The sequence below is a fragment of the Actinomadura napierensis genome, assembly GCF_039529375.1.
Lineage (GTDB): Bacteria > Actinomycetota > Actinomycetes > Streptosporangiales > Streptosporangiaceae > Spirillospora > Spirillospora napierensis.
In genome coordinates this window covers 1-20,983 of the sequence record NZ_BAAAMR010000117.1, presented here as the reverse complement: position 1 = coordinate 20,983, position 20,983 = coordinate 1, and the positions used below count along the sequence as shown (strand labels likewise).

The window sequence follows — 20,983 nt, the reverse complement described above, 5'->3', positions numbered from 1 at the left end:
GACAGGGGCCTGGGCAGGGCCTGGGACGGGCCTGGTCAGCGCATGAGGTCGCGGTAGTCCTCGCATTGCGCGCTCCCCCACCCGTCCTTGTCCGCGCCCGGGCCGCTCCACAGCAGGACGTCGCGGATGCCCGGTACGGCCTGCGCGGTGCACGAGATCTGGGCGAGGGCCGCCCGCGACCAGTGGACGCGCCGGCGCGGGACCGCGCTCGACAGGTCGACGGTCAGCGAGCCCATGTCCTGCGGCTCGGACGCGGCCTGGACCATCCAGGCCTGCAGTGGCCGATGGACCTCGGTGTACAGTCCGCGGGCCCTCTCCTCGGAGGTGACCGGAATGCTGAGCTGGCTCAGGGCCAGATAGGGGTGGTCCGGGAGCCCGGGGCGCACGCTCGGCACCACGCGCCCCTGCCACAGGAGGTAGACGGTGATCGTGCCGGCCCTGCCGCGCGTCTCGACCGGGCCGCCCGCACCGATGACCCCGGTCGGCTGCACGCCGCAGGCCGCCGCCGCCACGACGGCCAGCGCCGCCGCGACCAGGCGGGCGAGCCGCTCACGCATCGTCGTCCTCCTCCTCGTCACGCCGGAAGGGCAGCCAGAGCGTGAACACCGCTCCCCCGCCCGGCCGGTTCGCCACGTCCAGCGTTCCCTCGTGCAGGACGGCGTTCTCCTTCGCGATCGACAGCCCGAGCCCGCTGCCCTCGCTGCGGGTCCGGGCCGCCTCCGCCTTGACGAACCGGTCGAACACCCCGCCGAGCAGATCGTCCGGTATGCCGGGTCCGTGGTCGGCGACGGCGATCCGCACGCCCGCGCCGCCTCCCGCGTCCGCGTCCACATCCACATCCGCGTCCGCGTCCGCGTCCGCGTCCGCGGGACCGAAGCCCACCGACACCGGCGGGGCGCCGTGTTCAAGCGCGTTGCCGACCAGGTTCGCCACGATGACGTCGAGCCGGCGCGGGTCCGCGCGGACGAACAGGTCCGCCGGCCCTTCGACCGCCACCCGGTCCGCCCAGCCGCGCGCCGCCAGCGTGCCGGCGACGGCGTCCGCCACGTTCACGTCGTCCAGGACGAGCGCGGCGGCGCCCGCGTCGAACCGGCTGATCTCGATTAGGTGCTCGACCAGCGTGCCGAGCCGGCGGGTCTCCCCGGCCACCAGCGCCGCCGCGCCGCCGTCGTCGGCCGCGTCCTCGGCCAGCACGTCGGTCATCGCGATCATCGAGGTCAGCGGCGTGCGCAGCTCGTGCGAGACGTCCGCGACGAACCGGCGGGAGGCCGCCTCCATCGCGCGCAGCTCGGTGACCGTCCGCTCCAGCGCGGCGGCCGCGTGGTTGTAGGTGCGGGCGAGGCCGGCCAGCTCGTCGCGGTCGCGCTCCCCCACCCGCGTGTCGAGCCTCCCCTGGCCGAGCGCGCGGGCCGCCGCGCCGAGCCGGCGCACCGGCCGCAGCACCCCGCGCGTCGCCAGCAGCGCGAGCAGCAGCGCCGCCACCAGCGCGGCGGCGTCGGCGACCACCAGGACGCGCGCGAACGAACGCAGGTCCGACGCCTCCCTGGCGAGGCTCACCGAGACGAACACCATCGGAGGCGTCGTGCGCTCCGGCTCGTCCACCGTCGTCTGGTAGCCGGTGACCCACGCGCCGACCAGCAGATAGGGGCGGCCCTCCAGGCCGGGCCGGTCCTTGCGCACCAGGCGCTCGAAGACGATGCCGCGCGTCGCGCGCCGCGCGAACTCCTCGCTGACCGGCACGTCCAGCCGGCCCGGCGGCACCACGGGCGCGCCGCCGCGCAGCGGGACCGGGACGGCCGCCACCTCGCGGCCCGGCGCGGCGAGCGCGTTCTCCAGCTGCGCGGCGATGACGGGCTCGGTGTCGGGCGGGATCTGCTGCGGTATCTGCTGGTCGAGCGCACCGCGGACCTCGGTCAGCACCGCGTCCTGCGCGCGCTGCAGCATCAGCCGCCGCACCAGGATGTAGGAGATCCCGGACGCGAGCACCGACGACAGCAGCGCGACCGCGGTGAACGCCGCGATGAGCCGCGCCCGCAGCCCGAACCCGCGCGGCCTCCTCACGGCGCGACGAACCGGTAGCCGAAGCCCCGGACGGTCTCGATCAGCCGCGGCTCGGCCGGCTCGTCCTCGATCTTGGCGCGGACCCGCTGCACGCAGGCGTCGACCAGCCGCGAGTCGCCCGGGTAGGTGTGCTCCCACACCTCGGCCAGCAGGTGCTGGCGGGTCAGCGCCTGCCCGGGCCGCCGGGCCAGCTCCAGCAGCAGGCGCAGCTCGGTCGGCGTGAGCCGGACGTCGGTCCCCGCCTTGGTGACCTTCAGCGACGCGCGGTCGACGACCAGGTCGCCGTAGGCGGCGATGTCGGCGCGGGTCTCGGCGCGGCGCAGCACCGCGCGGATCCGGGCGTCCAGCACCCGCGGCTCGACCGGCTTCACCACGTAGTCGTCGGCGCCCGCCTCCAGGCCGAGGACGACGTCGAGGTCGTCGCCGCGCGCGGTGAGCAGGATCACCGGCAGCGGGTCGCCGCGGCGGATCCGGCGGCACACCTCGATCCCGTCGATGCCGGGCAGCATCACGTCCAGGATCGCGATCTCCGGGCGGCGGGCGCGCAGCGCCTCCAGCCCGTCCTCGCCGGTCGCGCGGGAGGTCACGCGGTGCCCCTGGCGGGTCAGCGCCAGCTCCAGCGCGGTCCGCGCGGACGGATCGTCCTCCACGAAGAGAATGCTCGCCACCTGGACATTATTGGGCTCATCGGGCAGCCGCCCCCGCCGTGTCACAGAATCCGGACATTTCGCGGACAAGATCATGAAGTCCGGTGCGGAGCGTGGGACGCATGATGCTCGACATCGTTCCGGTCCGGCGGCCCGCCCGGCCCGCCCGGCCCGCTCCCCCGCGCACCCGGGGCCGCCGGGCCCTGCCGTGGCTGATGGCCGCCGGGTTCGCCGCGCAGGTGTGCGTGCGGTTGTGGTTCGCCCGCGCGCGGACGGGTCCCGCCGCCAACCCCGACGAGACCGGCTACCTGCTCGCCGCGCGCCTGCTCGCCGGAGGGCACGGCGGCGACATGTCCGGGAACACCTTCTACCAGGGCGGATACCCGCTGCTGCTCACCCCGGCGTACTGGTTCTCGCATGACCCGATGACCGTCTACACGGTCGTCCTGGCGATCAACGCGGTGATCGGCGCGGCGCTGTTCCCGCTCGGCTACGCGGCGGCCCGGCGGTTACGGCTGTCCCGGCGCGCCGCGCTCCCCCTCGCCTGGGGCGCCGCGCTGCTGCCCGCCACGACGTTCTTCGGCGAGTTCGCGCTCGCCGACGCCGTCCTCCCGACCATCGTCCTGGCCTGGCTGTGTCTATGGCAGCGCCCTTGGCGTCAGGCGCTGGGGCGCCTTCCTTCGGCGGGCGCTGCGCGCGATCGCTGCATCGCTCCGGCTCGCCCAGGGGCTCGCTGCGCGATCAAGTTCTCGCAGGCTCGAACTTGGCTTCGCTCGCGATCGCAGCGGCTGAGCTCGCTGGGGGGTCCGGTTCGCGGGGCGAGGTACCTGGAATCCGTTGGTCGGCTGAGCGGGGGCCGGATCGCCCGGGACGTGGGGCTGGCTAGTGGGGTCGCGGCTTTCGCGGCGGCCGTGCACAGTCGCGGCGAGGTCGTGCTGGCGGTCCATGTGGCCGCGCTGGTGGGGTTCACCGTGGCCGGTGCCGTCCGGCGGCGGGGGGCCGTGGTCGCCGCAGGAGTCGTTGGGCTGGCGGTCGTTGCGGGCGGTTACGCGGTGGCGGCGGCCGTCAACGGGCACGTCCGTGCCGAGCTGTATCCGTCGGGGGTCCGGAATCTCGGCGCGATACTCGGCGACCGGCTCACCACGGGCGACGGGCAGGCGTGGGCGCTGTCGGGGGCGGCCGGGCAGGTCTGGTACCTGGCCGTCTCGACGTGGGGGCTCGGCGCGGTCGGGCTCGCCGCCGTCGCCGCCGTGCTGGTGCGGCGGCGGTCGCCCGCGGCCGACCGCGCGATGGCGGCGTTGCTGCTCACCCTGACGTTCGGGATCGCGTACGCCTCGTCCGCCGCGCTCCCGGACGAGCATCGCGTCGGCAACTACGCGTACGGGCGGTACCTGTCGTGCGTAGCCCTGGTCTACGCGCTGGCCGGTGGAGCGGTGTTGATACGGACGAGTGCGCGCAGGGCGGCGGCGCTGGTCGCGGCCGCCGCAGTGATCACCGCTGCGACGGGCCTGTGGGTGGACCGCTACGCGGGTGAGCGGCTGCGCACCTACAAGTTCATCGGGTTCGACTTCCCCGAGACGTCGTTCCTGACCGGCGACCGCGGCGCGCTGCATCTGACGGCGGCGTCGCTCGCCGCGCTGGGGCTGCTCTGCGGGTTCCTCGTGCTGTCGCGGCTGCCCAAGGCCGGGATGGTCGCGGCGGCCGGCGCGCTGGCGGTGACGAACCTGGCGGCGCTCGCCTTCCTGTTCGGGACGGTGCCGGACCGGGTCCATCCGGCACCGCCCCTGCCGGGAGCGCCGGCGGGCGGCGTCGCCGCGGACGCCTCGCTCAACTGGGCGGTCCGGACGATGCTGATCCATCCGGTGTGGTGGACGCGCGTCGGCCGCATCGACGTCCGCCGCGAACGGCCCGCACCCGGGGTCTGCACCGTCGTCGTGGGGCAGCCGGACGGGACGTCCCCGGACGCGACCTGGCCCGCGCACCCGGCGGGCTGGCGACCGCACTCGAACCGGTCGTGGTCGATCGGCTGGATCGCCTGGCACGACCCGTCCTGCGATCAGTAGCGGGTGACCAGCGCGATGCGGTCGTGGTCGACGAGGAAGCCGTCGGACACGAACGTCACCTCGCCCCCGTACTCCAGGGCGGTCTCGATGACGTCGTCCACGACGTCGTCGACGACGTCCGCGCCCTTGAGGACGCCCGGCATGCCGTCGACCGGGACGAGTTCGCCGTCGGTCCGCACGGCGGGCGCGTAGTAGCCGCGCTCGACCACCAGGTGCTCGCCGCGGCCCTCCTCGACCAACCGGGAGACCTCGGGCAGCCCGCCGGCGTAGCGCTGGATGCTGCGCGCCGCCTCCAGTTCGGACAGCACCCCGACCTCGCGGAGGTCCTCGTAGGCGTGCAGGGCGGGACGGGCCGCCTCGACGAGGGTGCTCGGCGCGGCGCCCTCGTAGCTGCCGTCGACCCGCCCGGCGGCGTGCAGGTGCGGCCCGGCGGCCTCGTCGAAGAACGCCTGGTGGCGGGTGACGCCGGCGACGATGACGGGGCGGCGGTCGCGGACCAGGACGCGGCCGAGGGCGGCCGCGGCGTCGCGCGCGGCGCGCCGGTGCGGTTCGTCCGCGCTGTCGCGGGCGCTGCGCCGGTCCATCCGGCCCGAGCCGGCCTCGTCGACCGGTTCGGGGGCGATGGGGAAGCCGTCGCGGACGTGCTCGGTGAGGTCCTCGTGCTGCCCGTCCCACAGCCGGGTGCACTGGTCCGACAGCGACAGCAGCCAGTAGCGGGGCGCGCGGGTGTAGGCGGCGACGAGGTCGCGGGTGGCGAACCCGGTGTCGACGACGACGCGCTCGTCGACGGGCTGGCTGATGGCGAACGCGTGGTGCTCGCCGTCCGGCGCGGCGAACAGGACCAGCCCGTCCGCGGCGTGCCGCAGGTCGATCTCGCCGGCGGCGCGTTCCAGCGCGTGCACCACGTGGTCGGCGGTGCCGCCGGTGACCCGGACGTCCTCGTGCAGCCGGCGGCGCGCCTCGGCGAGCAGGTTGCGGAGCCGGATCGGGTCCTGGCGGTTGCCGGGCGCGGCCCGGTGCGTCGGCATCAGCACCGAGACGGCCGGATAGCTGCGGGGCTTGCGCAGTTCGGACAGGGTCGAGGCGTCCATGATCCCCCGATCGTCGCCGTTCGCATCTCTTGCCTCCGTTCTAGCTACTCGCAGGTAAACGAGGTGTAAGCGGCGATTGAGGATCCGGCGGGCGCTTTTTAGCACAGCCGTGTTATCTTGGCTTAATTAGCACGGCCCTGCTACATCCTCGGCACTTCGCCGGCGCACCCCGGAGGCGGCATGACCCTCACCCGAACCGGCCCGACCGACCCCCCGCGCACCCCCGGACCCGCCTGGCCGCTCCGGCTGCTGCGCGAGCGGAGCGTCCGGATCGCGCTCGCCTGCTGGGCGGCCGCCAACGCCGGCGCGGTGGCCATCGCGGGCGGGACGCTCCCCTTCGACTGGCCCATGGTCCACGACCAGGCCACCGGCTCCCGGCTGTTCGAGTTCAACGTGCGGTTCGTCGAGGTCTTCGCGCTGATGGGCGTCGTGTACTGGCTGACCCGCAAGCGCGCGATCCCGCACCAGGCGTCGCGGGCGCCCGCCCGGCCGGCCGCACTGCGCGAGACGCTCTGGCTGACCGCGTACGGCGTCGCCGGGCTGATCGGCGGCTACGCGCTCGGCCGCGGCCTCGGCTACCACCCGTTCTCGCTGCACCTCGACGGCTCCATGTACGGGACGCACGACCACGTCGTCCCGGCCGAGGCGATCATCTGGGCGGCCTACTGCCTGGTCGTGTTCGCGGTCGTCCCGCTGCTGTTCTTCCTGCGCCGGCACCCCGCGCGGTCGCTCAACCTCGTCTCGTCCGACCGGCGCGGCGACACGAAAGTGATCGTCGTGGTCTTCGCCATCGAGGCGACCGTCCAGTACCTGGCGATGCATCCGGAGATGTTCCACCTGAGCGCCCGGCAACTGGCGACCGGGCTGCCACTGACGTTCGCCCTGTACCTGGCCGGGGCCGTGCTGCCCGCGATGGTGTTCGTCTACTGCATCCTCGTCCCGCGCCTCGCGCTGCTGACCGGCTCGACCGCGACCACCGTCATCCTCGGCGGGGTCGCCTACGCGGCGCTGCACGTCTGGGACGGCTGGACGCTCTGGGGCACGCCCTCGAACGCCGCCCTGTCGGTGATCTTCCTGCTGGCCACCTACTTCGGCCCCGGCATGTTCAAGACCTGGGCGACCGTCCGGACCGGCAACGCGTGGGTGCACGTCTGGGCGTACCACGCCTTCGTCCCGCACACGATGATGAACACCCCGCTGATCGTCCGCATCTTCCGGCTCTGATCACGGCCGGGCGCGCAGGCCGTCCAGCACCACCCGGGTGACGGGGTCGCCGGCGCGGGCACCGGGGCGGCAGACGGCCATGCTGATGATCTCGACCACCTCCGCCGGGCCGATGTCGCGCCGGACCGCCCCCTCGTCCTGCGCCGCCGCGGCGAGCTTCTCCAGCAGGGCGTCGACCTCCGCCTGGAGCGCCAGCCGCTCCGGCGGCGCGGGGCCGTCCCCGGCGAGGGACTTGATCAGCGCGAACGGCTCGCCGGCGCAGTGCTCCACGGCCAGTGCCAGGACGTCCCAGCGCGGCATTTCCCGCTCCCGGACCTCGGTGATCCGGTCGCGGAACCGGGCCAGCGCGGACACCGCGATCTCCTCGACGAGGGCGCGCCGGTCCGGGAAGTGCCGGTACAGCGTGCCGACGCCGAGGCCGGCCGCGCGGGCGATGTCCTCCATGCTCACCGCGCATCCCCGCGCGGCGAACAGGTCCAGCGCGGACGCGACGATGCGCTCGCGGTTGCGCCGGGCGTCGGCTCGCACGGTCCCCTCCTCGGTTCAAGCGGAACTTCGGGTTCAGGTTACTCTGTCCCCGTAAGCAGAAGCGGAACATCATGTTCATGTTAGGAGCGGTCCATGCGCATCGGAATGTTCGCCCTCGCCGCGGGGGCACCGCTGGACGACGTCGTCGCCCGGGCCCGGCTGGCCCGCGACGCCGGGCTCGACAGCGTGTTCTTCGGCCACGTCCCGTCCTGGGACGCCCTCATGGTCGCCGCGCTCGCCGGCCGGGAGGCGCCCGGCCTGGAGGTCGGCACGGCGGTCCTCCCGACCTGGCCCCGGCACCCCCTCGCCCTGGCGAGCCAGGCCCTCACCGCGCAGGCGACCGCCGGCGGGCGCTTCACGCTCGGGATCGGGCCGAGCCATCCGCCGGTCATCGAGGGCGCGCACGGCATCGCCTACGAGCGGCCCGCGCGGCACGTCCGCGAGTACCTGTCGGCGCTGCGCCCGCTGCTGCGCGGCGAGGACGTCGAGTACCGCGGCGAGACGCTGACCGCGGTGGGGACGGTGGACGCGCCCGGCGCCACCCCGCCGCCGGTGATCATCTCCGCGCTCGGCCCGGCGATGCTCCGGGTCGCCGGCGAACTCGCCGACGGGACCGTGACGACCTGGACCGGCGCCGCCGCGATCGCCGACCACATCGTGCCGTCGATCACCAGGGCCGCCGAGGCCGCCGGACGCCCCGCGCCGCGCGTGCTGGCCGGCGTCGTCGTCGCGCTCACCACCGACCCCGACGGCGTCCGCCGGAAGCTGGCCGAGCAGTTCGGCGGCGCGTCGGCGTTCCCCGGCTACCGGGCGATCCTCGACCGGCAGGGGCTGTCCGGCGTGCACGAGACGGTCGTCGCGGGCGACGAGGCGGCGGTGGAGCGGGAGCTGCGCCGCTTCGCCGACGCCGGCGCGACCGACCTGCTGATCAGCCCGCGCGGCGACACGGCGCGGGTGCTGGAGTTCGCCGCGTCGCTGCGCCGGCCGCCCGTCACAGCGACTCGCGGAGCTCCCGCTTGAGGATCTTGCCGGCCGCGGAGACGGGGATCTCGTCCACGAAGCGGACCTCGCGCAGCTTCTTGTAGTGCACGACGGCCGCGTTGACGTACTCCATCAGCGCGTCCGCGGTGACCTCGCCGGAGCGGACGACGAACGCGGTGGGCAGCTCGCCCGCCTTCGGGTCGGGGCGGCCGACCACGGCGGCGCCCGCGACGGCCGGGTGGGCGAGCAGCTTCTCCTCCAGCTCGCGCGGGTACACGTTGTAGCCGTTGTAGAGGAGCATGTCCTTCTTGCGGTCGACGATGGTGAGGTAGCCGTCCTCGTCCAGCACGCCGACGTCGCCGGTGCGCAGCCAGCCGTCCGGGCTCAGCACCGCCGCGGTCTCCTCGGGACGGTTCAGGTAGCCGGTCATGACCTGCGGGCCGTGCACGCAGACCTCGCCCTCCGCGCCGGGCGGCAGGCCGGGGGCCGACTCGTCCACCGACGCGGCGTCCGCCGCGACGATCTTCAGCCGGACGTCCGGGACCGCGACCCCGACCGTGCCGATCCTGCGCACGCCGGACCGGTGCGTCGGGTTCGCGGTCGCGCCCATCGTCACCTCGCTCAGCCCGTACGCCTCGACGATCACCGCGTCCGGGAAGGCGTCGTGCAGCCGGGCGAGCATCTCGTGCGACAGCGGCGCGGCGCCCGACCGGATCCCGCGCACCGACGACAGGTCGCGGTCGGTGAACGACGGGTGGGCCAGCAGCGCGGAGAACATGGCGGGCGCGCCGCCGAGCGCGGTGGCGCGGAACTCCTCCATGTCGGACAGGAACGCCGGGACGTCCAGCCGCGGATGGCTGACGATCGTGGTACCTCCCATGAGCTGGGAGTTGAGGTAGCCGACGGTGCCCATCGCGTGGAACCAGGGCGCGACGCTGACGATGACGCCCTCGCCGAGCGGCGTCGGGTACTCGCCGTCCGGGCCGACCGACCGGAGGGTCAGGCCGCCGTGGCCGTCGAGCTCCGGCACCGATCCGGTGCCGGAGCAAGCGAACTGGAGCGTGTTCACCACGACGTTGCGGTGCGGGAGCATGACGCCCTTCGACCGGCCGGTCGTCCCGCCGGTGTAGGCGATGTGCGCCAGGTCGCGTCGCACGTCGATCTCGACCTCGGGGAACTCCTCCGGCTGCCCCGCGCCGACCTGCTCGAACGCGACCCCGCACCCGGCGAACGCGCCGCCGCACAGCCCCGCCACGTCCGCCGGGCCGCCGCCGGAGCCCGCGACCACCACCGTGCGGACCTTCGTGCGGTCGAGGGCCTCCGCGACCGATCCGGCGAGCAGGTCGAGCGTGACGACGGCGACCGCGCCGCAGTCGCCGAGCTGGAAGGCCAGCTCGTCCGGCGGCAGCAGCGGGTTGCACGGGGAGAACGTCGCGCCCGCCAGCAGCGTCCCGTAGTAGGCGATCGCGAACTGCGGGACGTTCGGCAGGTGCAGCGCCACGACGTCGCCGCGGCCGACGCCGCGCGCGATCAGGCCGTGCGCGAACCGGGCCGACGCGCGCGCCAGCCCGGTGAACGACAGGTCGCGTCCGGCGTGGTGCAGGGCCGTCCGGTCGCCCCAGCGCCGCGCGGCGCCCGCCAGGATCGCGCCGACCGGGACGTCCGGGTAGTCGAGCGAGTGCGGCACACCGGCGAACCAGTGCGGGGTGGTCCCGGAAGACGTCGCGCCCATCGTCGTCCCTTCTTGGAGGCTCGTTCTAGAATCTCGTTCGTCCACTCTAGGAGAGCCGGCCACCGGAACGGCACGGCAGGTCAGCCGGGGGTGATGAAGCCGGTCTCGTAGGCGAAGATGACCGCCTGCGTGCGGTCGCGCGCCTGCAGCTTCGCCAGGATGTTCCCGACGTGCGTCTTCACCGTCTGCGGGCTCACGAACAGCTCCGCCGCGATCTCGGCGTTGGAGCGCCCCTTGGCCACCAGCCGCAGCACGTCCGCCTCCCGCTCGGTGAGCCGCTCGTGCCAGCGCGCCGCCCGCCCGCCGCCGGACGGCCCCGCGTGCGCGGCGGCCAGCTCCCGGATCGCGGCGGGGAACAGCAGGCTGTCGCCGCCCGCGACCATCCGGATCGCCTGCAGGATCTCCTCCGGGCGCGTCCGCTTCAGCAGGAACCCGCTCGCGCCCGCCTTCAGCGCGTCGTAGACGTACTCGTCGTTCTCGAACGTCGTCACCACGATGATCTTCGGGGGCTCGCGGACCGTGTCCAGGATGCGGCGGGTCGCCTGGATCCCGTCCAGCCGCGGCATCCGCACGTCCATCAGGATCACGTCGGGGCGCAGCCGCGCCACCGCGTCCGGCACCTCCGCGCCGTCGGACGCCTCGCCGGCCACGGCCAGGTCGTCCTCGGCGCCGATGATCGCCGCCAGCCCCGCCCGGATCAGCCGCTCGTCGTCGACCAGCAGCACCTTGATCGTCATGTCCCGGACCCTCTCACGAATACCCGCCCGCGCCTGGACCCCCGCCGGGCACGGCCGCTCACTGGACGGTGGTCAGCGGCAGCGACACGTGCACCCGCCAGCGGTCGCCGTCCGGCCCGGCGGTCATCTCGCCGCGCAGCACGGTGACGCGCTCGCGGATGCCGCCGAGCCCGCGGCCGCCGCCGTGGCGGGGCCCCGCGCCGCGCGCCCCCAGCGGATTGCTCATCTCCATCTCCAGCCGTTCCCCGGCGACGCCGAGGCGCAGCCGCACGGGCACCTTGCCCGCGTGCCGCAGCGCGTTCGTCAGCCCCTCCTGGACGATCCGGTACGCCTCCCGGGAGACCGCCGCGGGCACCTGCTCGACCTGCGGGTCCACCTGCGCGTCGAGGCTGACCCCGGCCAGCCGCGTCTGCTCCAGCACCCGGCCGAGGTCCTTCAGCGTCGGCTGCGGCGCGGGACGGGACCGGTCCTCGCGCAGCAGCCCGAGCACGTGGTCGAGGTCCTCCAGCGCCGCGCGCGCCGACTCCTCGATCGCGCCCAGCGCCTCGCGGGCGAACCCGGGGTCGGTGTCCAGGACGCGCCCGGCCGCGCCCGCCTGCAGCGTCACCACGCTCAGCGCGTGCCCGACCGAGTCGTGCAGCTCGCGCGCCAGCCGGTTGCGCTCGGCGAGCCGGACCGCCCGCGCCTCCATCTCGGCGAGCCGCTCCGCGGCGGTGGGCCCGAGGAACCGCGGCGCCAGCCGCGCCAGCAGCGCGCCCGACGCGACGATCAGGGCCAGCAGCACGGCGACCGCGGCGATCCCGGCCGGCGGCGCCGCCCACTCCCCCCACGAGCCGGGCCGGGCCCACGAGCCGAGGAACCGCTCGTCCCAGTCCACCAACGGCGACATGACCAGCACGAACGCGATCGGCGGCACGGCCAGGCTGAGCCCGCTGACCACCACGCCGGCGAACAGGTGCAGGGTGAACCAGGCGCCGGCCCGCATCCGGCTCTCCCGGCTGCCCGCCGACCCGGGCACCAGCTCCGCCGCCGGCCCCTTCAGCAGCTCCTTGGCCAGCGAGCTCTCCAGCAGCCGCACCGTCGGGACGAGCCCGGTCACGAACGTGGCGGCGGCCGGGAACAGCAGCAGCATCAGCACGACCGCGACGGCGCCGTCGCCGGGGACGAACGGGGCGAGGCCCATCCCGAGGAACCAGTACGGCATGAGCAGCGCGCCGCCCACCACCAGGTGGGACCAGCGCCGCCATGTCGTCCGCTCGATCAGCGGGCGCAGAACACCGGACACGCCTCAGATCCTGGCAGAACGCCGCCGCGGGGCACTCCCCCGCGCGACCGGCACCGGCTCCCCCGCGCGGGGGAGCCGTGCGGCCGGGTCACGGCTCCGGCTGGTCCGCGGCGGGCTCGGCGGCGGGGCCGGCGGGCCGTCCCGCGCGCCCGCCGGCGAGCCGGTCGCGTTCGGCGAGCTTGGCCAGCCGCGCGTTGTAGGCGGCCAGCTCGTCCTCCTCACCGCCGACCTCGCCGCGCGCGGTGCGCTCGGCGGCGCGGTCGGCCTTGCGGTCCATCCGGCGGGCCTGCCGCTGGTCGTCGGCGTACCACTGGAACGCCATCACCAGCAGGACGACGAAGGTCGGCACCTCGCCGAACGCCCACGCGATCGACCCGCCGGTGTGCTGGTCGTGCAGGATCGTGGTGCCCCACGGCGGGTTGACGGCGTTGTACCAGCCGGGCGCGAGCGCCTGGTTGATGTTCATCAGCGCGATGCCGAAGAACGCGTGGAACGGCATGGTGACGAACAGCAGCAGCAGCCGCATCGGGTGCGGCAGCTGCCGGGGCGCCGGGTCCACGCCGAGCAGCACCCAGAAGAACAGGCAGCCGGACGCCAGGAAGTGCACCATCATCGCGATGTGCCCGAGGTGGTCCCGCATGAGGTCCTCGAACAGCGGCGTGAAGTACAGGGCGAACGTGCTGCCCATGAACAGGATCGTGGCGAACGCCGGATGCGCGACGAACCGGACGAACCGGCTGTGCAGCATCACGGTCAGCCATTCCCGCGGGCCGCGGTCGCCGCGGACCTTGGCGGGCTTCAGCGCGCGCAGCGCCAGCGTGGTCGGGGCGCCGACGACCAGGAAGATCGGCGTCAGCATGTTCAGCACCATGTGCTGCGCCATGTGCACGCTGAACAGGAGCGGCGCGTACCGGGCGACGCCCGTCTGGGTCACGACGACGATCGTCAGCAGCCCGAAGAACCAGGAGACGGTGCGGCCGAGCGGCCAGGCGTCGCCGCGCCGCCGCAGCCGCAGCACACCGCCCAGGTACAGCCCGCCGAGCACGATGACCAGGACGGCGAAGAACAGGTCGAAGTGCCAGAGGGTCGCCAGCCGATCCAGGTTGATGTGCGGCGGCATGTCGAAGCCGAGCTGCGTCTTGATCGCCGACTCGGTGCCGGTCACCGGCGGCGGCGCGGTGCGGGCCAGCGCGACGGCCAGGCCCATGGTGGCGGCCATGACGGCGGCCTCCACGGTGGCGAAGCGGGCGAACGCGCGGGGCCGGCGGTCGTGCAGCGCCGGCAGCGTCCGCTCGCGGTGCCACCAGCCGAACCAGCCGAGCACCGCCCACGCGACGATCTTGCCGAGCGCGAGCCGGCCGTAGTCGGTGGTGAGCAGCTCGGACGGGTCCGGCAGCCGGGAGATCACGTTGACCAGCCCGCTGGCGCCGACGGTGATATAGCACCACAGCGCCATCCGGCTGTACCGCTCGGCCATGATCGGCAGCTTGCCGCGGCCGAGCAGCGCGTGGGCGCCGACGATCGCCAGGCCGCCGACCCACGGCGCGACCGCGGCCACGTGCAGCGCGACCCCGGTGACGGCGACCTCGTGGTTGGCCGACGACGCCGAGTGCCCGGTCAGCGGGGGCGGCAGCAGCGCGACCCCGGCCATCGCCAGCAGCGCGAACGCGGCGGCGGGCGTGGTCGTGGTGCGCGCCAGCAGCGCCACCACCACGGCCAGCAGCACCACGATCATCAGCGCGGTGCCCTGCTCCAGCGAGCCGACGTAGCTGCTCAGCTCGTTGCCGCCGACGACGTCGGTGACCGGCTGGCCGAGCACGTCGGCGACGGTGAACACCAGCGTGGCCGCCGCGGCGGCGGCCCACCCGGCCGCCAGCCAGGACGCCGCGCGCAGGTAGCCGACCGAGTCCCTGGACAGCCGCGCGGCGTTCCGCACGCCCTCGATGGGCAGCAGCGCCGAGCCGGCGAGCAGGGCGCCGATGGTGAGCGCGGACAGCAGGTCCATCACCGTCCGCGACACCGGCAGCCCCCACCGGGTGGCCGCGCCGGCGTCCCCGATGCCGGGGATGACCTGCTCGGTGACCGCCCCGCCGAGGACGAGGGCCGCCACCAGGACGACGGCCGCGGCGGCGACCGCCCCCGCGGCGGCGCGCAGCACCCGCAGGCCGCCGTCACTCATTGCCGACCTCACTCACTGGCGTTCCTCACTCACTTGAGACGGTCGCCCGGTGTGCGCGCCGGTGGGTACTTGCGCTGGGCCCGCCGGACGATCAGGAAGCCGATCCCGATCCCGACCAGCGCGCCGACGCCGATCAGCACCCACGTGACCGCTCCGGAACCGCCGTCCTTCTTACCGTGCCGCTCGCCGTCGGCGGCGTCGGCGGCAAGGGCGGTGGCGCCGGCCGGGTCGGCCGCGCCGGACGGGGATGCGCCGCCGTGCGCGTCCGCGAGGACCGTGCCCGCGGCACCGCCGCCGGCCTGCCGCGCTTCGGCGGAGGCCGGGAGGGCGGTCAGGCCGCCGAGGGCGGCGGCCAGGACGGCGACGAGACCGAGGCGGCGCAGGGACCTGCGGGACGTGCGGGTGCTCATGGGGCGGCCGGGTCCTCTACGTGGGATTCAGGGCCCTTCTAGGGTACTGACGCGGCGCCGATGGCCCGTCCGGGGTCGCCTAAGCCCGTCCGTGCCGCCGCAACCGCGCGGTCGGAACCCGGTCAGAGGGCCGTCAGCGCGTGATCGCGGCCGTGCGCCGCGAACTGTGCCCGCAGTTCCTCGGCGTGCGCGGCGGTCATCGGCTCGTAGGCGAGGCGGCGGCCGGGACGCACCCAGACCTGCTGCCCGTCCACCGGGTCCCACAGGAGGCGGCGCAGCGGCCGCTTGTGGACCTTGCCCGTCGCGGTCAGCGGCATGGGCCGGACGACGCGGACGAACCGCGGCGCCCACTTCGTCCCGAGATCGGGCTGCGCGGCGAGGAAGTCCGCGAACTCCTCCGGGTCGAAGGACGCGCCGTCGTGCGGTTCCAGGGCGGCCATCACCTGGTCGCCGGTGCGCGGGTCCGGGACGGGGTAGACCGCGCACATCACCGCGGCGGGCCAGCGCGCCAGAATCCGCTCGACCGGCGCGGCGGCGAAGTTCTCGCTGTCGACGCGGAGCCGGTCGGCGCCGCGTCCGGCGAAGTAGAAGTAGCCGGCCTCGTCGCGGTAGCCGAGGTCGCCGCTCCAGTACACGCCGCCGCGGACCCGTTCCGCGTCGGCCTCCGGGTCGTTGTAGTAGCCCTCGAAGGAGCCGCCGGCATCCGGACCGGCGAGTTCCCCGATGGCCTCCCCGGGATTGAGCAGGCGGCCGGCGGCGTCGAAGCGGGCGCGGGGGCACTCGGCGCCGGTGCCGGGATCGAGGACGGCGACCTCGACGTCCGGCGGCGCGACGCCGAGCGCGTCGGGCGGCGAGTCCGGGGTCTTGCGCAGCGAGATCGCGCCCTCGCTGGAGCCGTAGCCCTCGATGACGCGGCACCCGAACCGGCGCGCGAACCCGGCCATGTCCTGCGCGGACGCCTCGGTGCCGAACACGGCCCGGAGCGTGTTGCGCGCGTCGTCCGGCCGCTCCGGGGTGGCGAGGATGTAGGCGAGGGCGCGCCCGACGTAGTTGAAGTAGGTCACCCCGAACCGCCGCACGTCGGGCAGGAAGCCGGACGCGGAGAACCGGCGCCGCAGCGCGACGGTGGCGCCCGCGTGCACGGCCATCGCGAGGTTGGCCATGACGGCGTTGCCGTGGAACAGCGGCATCGCGACGTAGGTGACCGAGTCCCGTTCGATCCCCATCATGGCGGACCGTTCCGCGATCGCGGCGAGCCGTCCCTGCCCGCAGGCCACGGCCTTCGGCGCCCCGGTCGAGCCGGAGGTGAACAGCAGCAGCAACCGGTCGCCGGGCCGCGCATCCGGCTCGCCGAAGCCGTCGCCGGCGCCGGCCGAGTCGAGGCGGGCGCGGTATGCGGCGGTGTCGACGGCGAGGATCCGCTCCGGCGGGACCGCGTCGCCGAGCGCGTCCAGGAGCGGCAGGTGGGCGGTGTCGGTGACGATCAGGTCGCAGTCGGTGTGCCGGACGTCGGCGGCCAGTTCGGCGCCGCGCCGGGTCGGGTTGATCCCGACGGCGGTGGCCCGGCCGAGCGCGGCGGCGAAGATCCAGAAGACGTGCTCGGGGACGTTCTCCAGCAGCACGCCGACGTGCCGCGGGCGGCCCCGCGGTTCCGGGCACGCGTCCGGCAGCAGCGCGGCCCGCGCCCGGGCGGCCGCCACCACGCCCGCCCAGCTGTAGGTCTCGTCCTCGAACCGGAGGCCGGGATGCCCGTCGCCGGCCCGTTCCAGCAGCAGTTCCGCGAAGGTCGAGCTCGCCACGTCCGCGACCCTGCCACCAAGCATCCGCTTGGTCAATAGCCCGCGGCCGATCGGCGGCCCCGGCCGCCACGGCCGCCGAGAATCGGCGGTGTCAGACGCCCACGCAGGTCAGGGCGCGGCGGTAGGCGGCCATGCGCGGCTCCTGCGTGCCGGTCTCGGCGAGCACCTCGGCGAGGTCGAACCAGGCCTGCGCCGCCTCCCGCGAGGACTCCATGTCCTCCAGGCAGGTCGCGGCCCTGGTGAGCACCTCGACGGCGCGGTCGCGGTCGCCGAGCCGGACGCAGGCCTCGCCGAGCACGGTCAGCGCGCCGGCCCGGACGCGGCGCGGAGCGTCCCCGAGCAGTTCCAGGGCCTCCTCGGCCAGCCGCACCGCCTCCGCCGGGCGGCCCAGCGCGGTCTCCGCGCGGGCCAGCTCGGTCCGGCACCGGGCGACGTCGATCTCCCCGGCGGAGCCGGCGTTGATCTCGCCGCTCACCCGGGCCAGCAGCTCCCGGGCCTGCACCGCCTGGTCGGGCCGGGCGCGCAGCAGCAGCCCCGCGTAGACCACCCGGAGCCGGTCGAGCTCGCGCGGGTCCCCGCCGTCGCCGGCCAGCATCAGCGCCCGCTCGGCGAGCGCGACGCCCTCCTCGTACTCGCCGCGGATCTGGGCGACGTTGGCGGCCTCGGAGTAGGCGACCGTGCGGGCCCGCGCGCCGCCGATCCGCTCGGCCCGCTCCACCAGCTGGCCCGCCAGCTGCCGGGCCCGCACCAGGTCGCCGCGCTCGATGAAGGCGGCCAGCAGCGCCGCGCCGAGGTGCACGGCGGCGTCGGTGGAGTCGGCGCCGGACGCGATGAGGTGCCGCAGCGCCTCCTCGGCGGCCTGCACGCCCGCGCTGATGTCGCCGCGCTCGCGCAGGCAGCGGCTCAGCGCGACGTGCACCCGGGCCCAGTGGTCGAGGTCGGCCTCCGCGGACGCCTCCTCGGTCAGCGCGCGCAGCCCGGCGATCGCCTGCTCCAGCTCGCCCGCGGCCTCCAGCGCGAGGGCGTGCCCCCACCTGGCCTGGTGCAGCATCTCCGGCAGCGCCACGGCGTCGGCGTTGGCGAGCACCTCGGCGAACCGCGCCCGGGCCTCGGCGGCGGCGCCGTTGCGCAGCGCGATCTCGGCGTAGTCGAGGGTGACGCGCAGCTCGTCCACCACGTCCTCGCTGACGCCGCTGACGAGGTAGGTCGCCGAGCAGTTCAGCTTCACCGCGAGCAGGTCCACCACGCTCGGCGCGGGCACCCGCTTGTCGCTCTCGATGAGCGAGATGTAGCTGTCGGACAGCTCGGGGAAGGCCAGCTGCGCCTGGCTCACGCCCTGCCGGATCCGCAGGGCGCGGATGCGCTGCCCCAGTGTCTCCCGGTCCATGTGACCCGCTCTTTCTCGTGGCGCCTACAGGGTTCTCGCCGGACGCGTCGCGCGCAGGGCGAGGAAGAAGTCGACTCGGTCCTCAAGTGTGCCGAGATCCCGGCCGGTGAGGTCCTCGATTCGCCGGATTCGGTACCGAAGCGTGTTCACATGGACGTGCAGCCGGGTCGCGCTCCGGCTCCACGACCCCGAACAGGACAGGAACACCTCCAGGGTGTGCACGAGCTCGGCCTGCCTGCTGCTGTCGTACTCCTCCAGGGGGCCGAGCATCCGGTCCCGGAACGACCAGCGCGTCCGCTCCGGGACGGCGGCCAGCAGCAGCGCGTAGGAGTCCGCGCAGGCGCCCCCGTAGGGGTCGGGGGCCGGCGCGTCCACCGAGTCTCGCATTCGCACCATGGCAGGCTATAGCGGACCGTTCCCGTCACGCAGCGCCGACCCTGAATCACTTCCCGGCACCGCCCCCCCGGACCGGGCGGCGCGTCCGCGCCGGATCGGCGCCCCGATCGGGCCGCGCCGGCGTGCCGTGCCGGTGACCGCGCCTGGGCCGCCCGGCGGCTACCCTGTGCTCGCACTTTCCGGGAACGACGCTGGTGAAGGCGGAGCACGCGCGATGTCCAAGATCAAGATGGCGGAGGCCGACGCATCGCCGCCGGCCGGCGGGGGCGGGCCGCTGGAGCGGCTGTTCGACCTGTCCGCGCGGCGCACCACCGTGGCCCGCGAGCTGCGCGGCGGCGTCACCACGTTCTTCGCGATGGCCTACATCATCCTGCTGAACCCGATCATCCTCGGCGGGGCGAAGGACGTCACCGGCGCGACGCTGTCGATCCCGCAGCTGACCACGATGACCGCGCTGTCCGCAGCGGTCACCACGGTCATCATGGGGCTGGTCGGGAACGCGCCGCTGGCCCTCGCCGCCGGCCTCGGCATCAACGCGGTGGTGGCCTTCCAGGCCGCGCCGGTGATGACCTGGCCGCAGGCGATGGGCCTGGTGGTGATCGAGGGCGTGATCATCGTGCTGCTGGCGCTCACCGGCGTCCGCGAGCGGATCATGAACTCGATCCCGCTGGCGCTCAAGCACGCCATCGCGGTCGGCATCGGCGCGTTCATCGCGCTGGTCGGGCTGTACGACTCCGGCTTCGTCACCTCCAGCAAGACCAGCCCGCCGCTGTCGCTCGGCACCGGCGGACGGCTGGAGACCTGGCCGACGCTGGTGTTCGGCCTCACCCTGCTGCTGATGATCGTGCTGTACGTGCGGAAGGTGCCCGGCGCGATCCTGATCAGCATCGTCTCCGGCACCGTGCTCGCGGTGATCATCCAGTCGTACGCCTCGGTGCCGGACGGCGGCTGGGGCGTGGTCACCCCGGACCTGCCCGACAAGGTGTTCGCCGCGCCCGACTTCGGGCTGCTCGGCGAGGTCGACCTGTTCGGCGGGTTCGGCCGGGCGGGCGTGATCACCGCGCTGGTGGTGCTGTTCACCCTGGTGCTGTCGGGGTTCTTCGACGCGATGGGCACCATCCTCGGCATCAGCGACGAGGCCGGCCTGACCAACGAGCGCGGCGAGGTGCCGCGGCTCGGCCGGATCCTGTCGGTGGACGGCCTGTCCGCCGCGCTCGGCGGCGTGACCAGCTCGTCGGCCAACACCGTGTTCGTGGAGTCGGCGGCGGGCGTCGGCGAGGGCGCCCGGACCGGCCTGGCCAACATGGCGACCGGCGTGCTGTTCGCGCTCACGCTGTTCCTCACCCCGCTCGCCGCGACCGTGCCCGCGCAGGCCGCCGCGCCCGCGCTGGTGGTGGTCGGCGCGCTGATGATGACGCAGGTCGCCAAGGTGACCTGGGACGACCTGGAGATCGCGATCCCGGCGTTCCTCACCATCGTGCTGATGCCGTTCACCTACTCGATCACCATCGGCATCGGCGGCGGGATGGTCACCTACGCGATCATCAAGCTGGCCCGCGGCGGGTTCCGCGAGGTGTCGGTGTGGCTGTGGCCCGTGGTGGTGCTGTTCCTGCTGTTCTTCGCGATCCACCCGGTCGAGTCGTGGCTCGGGGTGAAGTAGGGGCCCGCGCCGCGAGATTCTCACGGGAATGTCGGTCCATTTGAAAGTCTCGGACGCTCCGGCGGGTGTCAAATAGTGCCGTCATGGCGTAAGCAGAAGGTAGGGCCTTACCCCCCGGCGTGAAAGGCGTGGCTGTGGTGTCCGCGGACCGTCCCCCCGACCCTCCCGCGCACGGCCACGTCGTGCTGGCGCCCGGCCGGTTCCCCGGCACCCTGACCGCCGCGCAGGTCGCCCGTCACCTCGCCGCCGGGCTGCGCCGTTCCCGGCCGGACGTTCCGCTGCTGGAACTGCCCGTCGCGGACGGCGGGGACGGCACCGTCGAGGCGGCCGTGGCGGCGGGCTGGCGGCGGGTCGAGGTCGAGGTGTGCGGGCCGACCGGCCGGCCGGTGACCGCGCGGCTGGCCGTCAGCGGCCGCACCGCGGTCGTCGAGCTGGCCGAGGCGTCGGGGCTGCGCCGGCTGCCGGGCGGCAAGCCGCGCCCGCTGACCGCCTCCAGCCTCGGCACCGGGCAGCTGATCGGGCACGCGCTGCGGCTCGGCACCCGCAGGAGCGTGCTGGGCATCGGCGGCGGCGCCAGCACCGACGGCCGCGCCGGGCTCGTCCAGGGGCTCGGCGGGCGGCTGCTGGACGCGCTCGGCAAGGACCTGCCGCCCGGCGGGGCGGCGCTGCGCTCGCTGCACGCCCTGGACCTGCGCGCCCTGCCCGACCTGTCGGGCGTCGAGGTGGTCATCGCGGGCGACTCCGCGGGCCCGCTGCTCGGCCGCGGCGGCGCCGCGGCGGTGGACGGCCCGCCGCGCGGCGCG

General features: G+C 74.7%; 17 protein-coding genes and 1 pseudogene. 5 read left to right on the top strand and 13 right to left on the bottom strand.

From position 1 onward, the window contains the following. Window positions 1-35: 35 nt before the first annotated feature. Genes ABD296_RS40845 through ABD296_RS40835 form a run of 3 tightly spaced genes read right to left on the bottom strand, consistent with a single transcriptional unit; the run spans window position 36 to window position 2,729 of the window. Complete coding sequence (locus ABD296_RS40845) at window positions 36-557, bottom strand: hypothetical protein (protein ID WP_344280761.1); 522 nt, start codon at window positions 555-557, stop codon at window positions 36-38. Beyond that, a complete protein-coding gene (locus tag ABD296_RS40840; protein ID WP_344280758.1) occupies window positions 550-2,061 on the bottom strand; it encodes a sensor histidine kinase in 1,512 nt (503 codons plus the stop codon). The genes ABD296_RS40845 and ABD296_RS40840 overlap by 8 nt, the downstream gene beginning before the upstream one ends. Continuing rightward, a complete protein-coding gene (locus ABD296_RS40835; protein ID WP_344280755.1) occupies window positions 2,058-2,729 on the bottom strand; it encodes a response regulator transcription factor in 672 nt (223 codons plus the stop codon). The genes ABD296_RS40840 and ABD296_RS40835 overlap by 4 nt, the downstream gene beginning before the upstream one ends. A 101-nt stretch (window positions 2,730-2,830) precedes the next feature. On the opposite strand from ABD296_RS40835, the gene ABD296_RS40830 reads away from it, so the two are divergent. Next, a complete protein-coding gene (locus ABD296_RS40830) occupies window positions 2,831-4,771 on the top strand; it encodes a hypothetical protein (RefSeq protein ID WP_344280752.1) in 1,941 nt (646 codons plus the stop codon). Here ABD296_RS40830 and ABD296_RS40825 read toward each other — a convergent pair. Beyond that, a complete protein-coding gene (locus ABD296_RS40825) occupies window positions 4,765-5,862 on the bottom strand; it encodes a baeRF3 domain-containing protein (protein WP_344280749.1) in 1,098 nt (365 codons plus the stop codon). The two genes, ABD296_RS40830 and ABD296_RS40825, sit on opposite strands and share 7 nt — an antisense overlap. Window positions 5,863-6,042: 180 nt before the next feature. Between ABD296_RS40825 and ABD296_RS40820 the strand changes: the two genes are divergently transcribed. Next, window positions 6,043-7,086, top strand: coding sequence for a hypothetical protein (locus ABD296_RS40820; RefSeq protein WP_344280747.1), 1,044 nt, complete (start codon window positions 6,043-6,045; stop codon window positions 7,084-7,086). Here the strand turns inward: ABD296_RS40820 and ABD296_RS40815 are convergent, their stop codons facing one another. Continuing rightward, a complete protein-coding gene (locus ABD296_RS40815; protein WP_344280743.1) occupies window positions 7,087-7,614 on the bottom strand; it encodes a TetR/AcrR family transcriptional regulator in 528 nt (175 codons plus the stop codon). A 93-nt stretch (window positions 7,615-7,707) separates the two neighbouring features. Here ABD296_RS40815 and ABD296_RS40810 point away from each other — a divergent pair, with 93 nt between their 5' ends. Further along, window positions 7,708-8,634, top strand: coding sequence for a TIGR03564 family F420-dependent LLM class oxidoreductase (locus ABD296_RS40810; protein ID WP_344280740.1), 927 nt, complete (start codon window positions 7,708-7,710; stop codon window positions 8,632-8,634). On the opposite strand, the gene ABD296_RS40805 is transcribed toward ABD296_RS40810, so the two are convergent. The 8 genes and pseudogenes from ABD296_RS40805 to ABD296_RS40770 all read right to left on the bottom strand — a co-directional run. Beyond that, window positions 8,606-10,327 carry a class I adenylate-forming enzyme family protein gene (locus ABD296_RS40805; protein ID WP_344280737.1) on the bottom strand — a complete coding sequence of 574 codons (1,722 nt, stop codon included), beginning with the start codon at window positions 10,325-10,327 and terminating at the stop codon, window positions 8,606-8,608. The two genes, ABD296_RS40810 and ABD296_RS40805, sit on opposite strands and share 29 nt — an antisense overlap. An 80-nt stretch (window positions 10,328-10,407) precedes the next feature. Next, window positions 10,408-11,064 (bottom strand): response regulator transcription factor, encoded by a 657-nt coding sequence (locus ABD296_RS40800; protein WP_344280735.1) that lies wholly within the window; start codon window positions 11,062-11,064, stop codon window positions 10,408-10,410. 58 nt (window positions 11,065-11,122) lie between these two features. Then, window positions 11,123-12,349: a sensor histidine kinase gene (locus tag ABD296_RS40795; RefSeq protein ID WP_344280732.1), complete on the bottom strand. Its 1,227-nt coding sequence runs from the start codon at window positions 12,347-12,349 to the stop codon at window positions 11,123-11,125. Window positions 12,350-12,437: 88 nt separating this feature from the next. Beyond that, a complete protein-coding gene (locus ABD296_RS40790) occupies window positions 12,438-14,528 on the bottom strand; it encodes a bifunctional copper resistance protein CopD/cytochrome c oxidase assembly protein (RefSeq protein WP_344280729.1) in 2,091 nt (696 codons plus the stop codon). 29 nt (window positions 14,529-14,557) lie between these two features. After that, on the bottom strand, window positions 14,558-14,938 hold the full coding sequence (locus ABD296_RS40785; RefSeq protein ID WP_344280726.1) for a hypothetical protein: 381 nt from the start codon (window positions 14,936-14,938) through the stop codon (window positions 14,558-14,560). A 122-nt stretch (window positions 14,939-15,060) separates the two neighbouring features. Further along, the gene (locus ABD296_RS40780; RefSeq protein WP_344280723.1) at window positions 15,061-16,737 is read right to left on the bottom strand and encodes an AMP-binding protein; all 1,677 of its coding nucleotides are present in this window, start codon (window positions 16,735-16,737) and stop codon (window positions 15,061-15,063) included. Between the two features lie 91 nt (window positions 16,738-16,828). Then, a complete protein-coding gene (locus tag ABD296_RS40775; protein WP_344280720.1) occupies window positions 16,829-18,124 on the bottom strand; it encodes a helix-turn-helix domain-containing protein in 1,296 nt (431 codons plus the stop codon). A 24-nt stretch (window positions 18,125-18,148) separates the two neighbouring features. Next, window positions 18,149-18,469: pseudogene (locus tag ABD296_RS40770) on the bottom strand (PucR family transcriptional regulator); the annotation flags it as partial. Between the two features lie 265 nt (window positions 18,470-18,734). Here ABD296_RS40770 and ABD296_RS40765 point away from each other — a divergent pair. Then, complete coding sequence (locus ABD296_RS40765) at window positions 18,735-20,180, top strand: NCS2 family permease (RefSeq protein WP_344280717.1); 1,446 nt, start codon at window positions 18,735-18,737, stop codon at window positions 20,178-20,180. Between the two features lie 128 nt (window positions 20,181-20,308). Further along, a partial coding sequence (locus tag ABD296_RS40760; RefSeq protein WP_344280715.1) for a glycerate kinase occupies window positions 20,309-20,983 on the top strand: 675 nt, incomplete at its 3' end.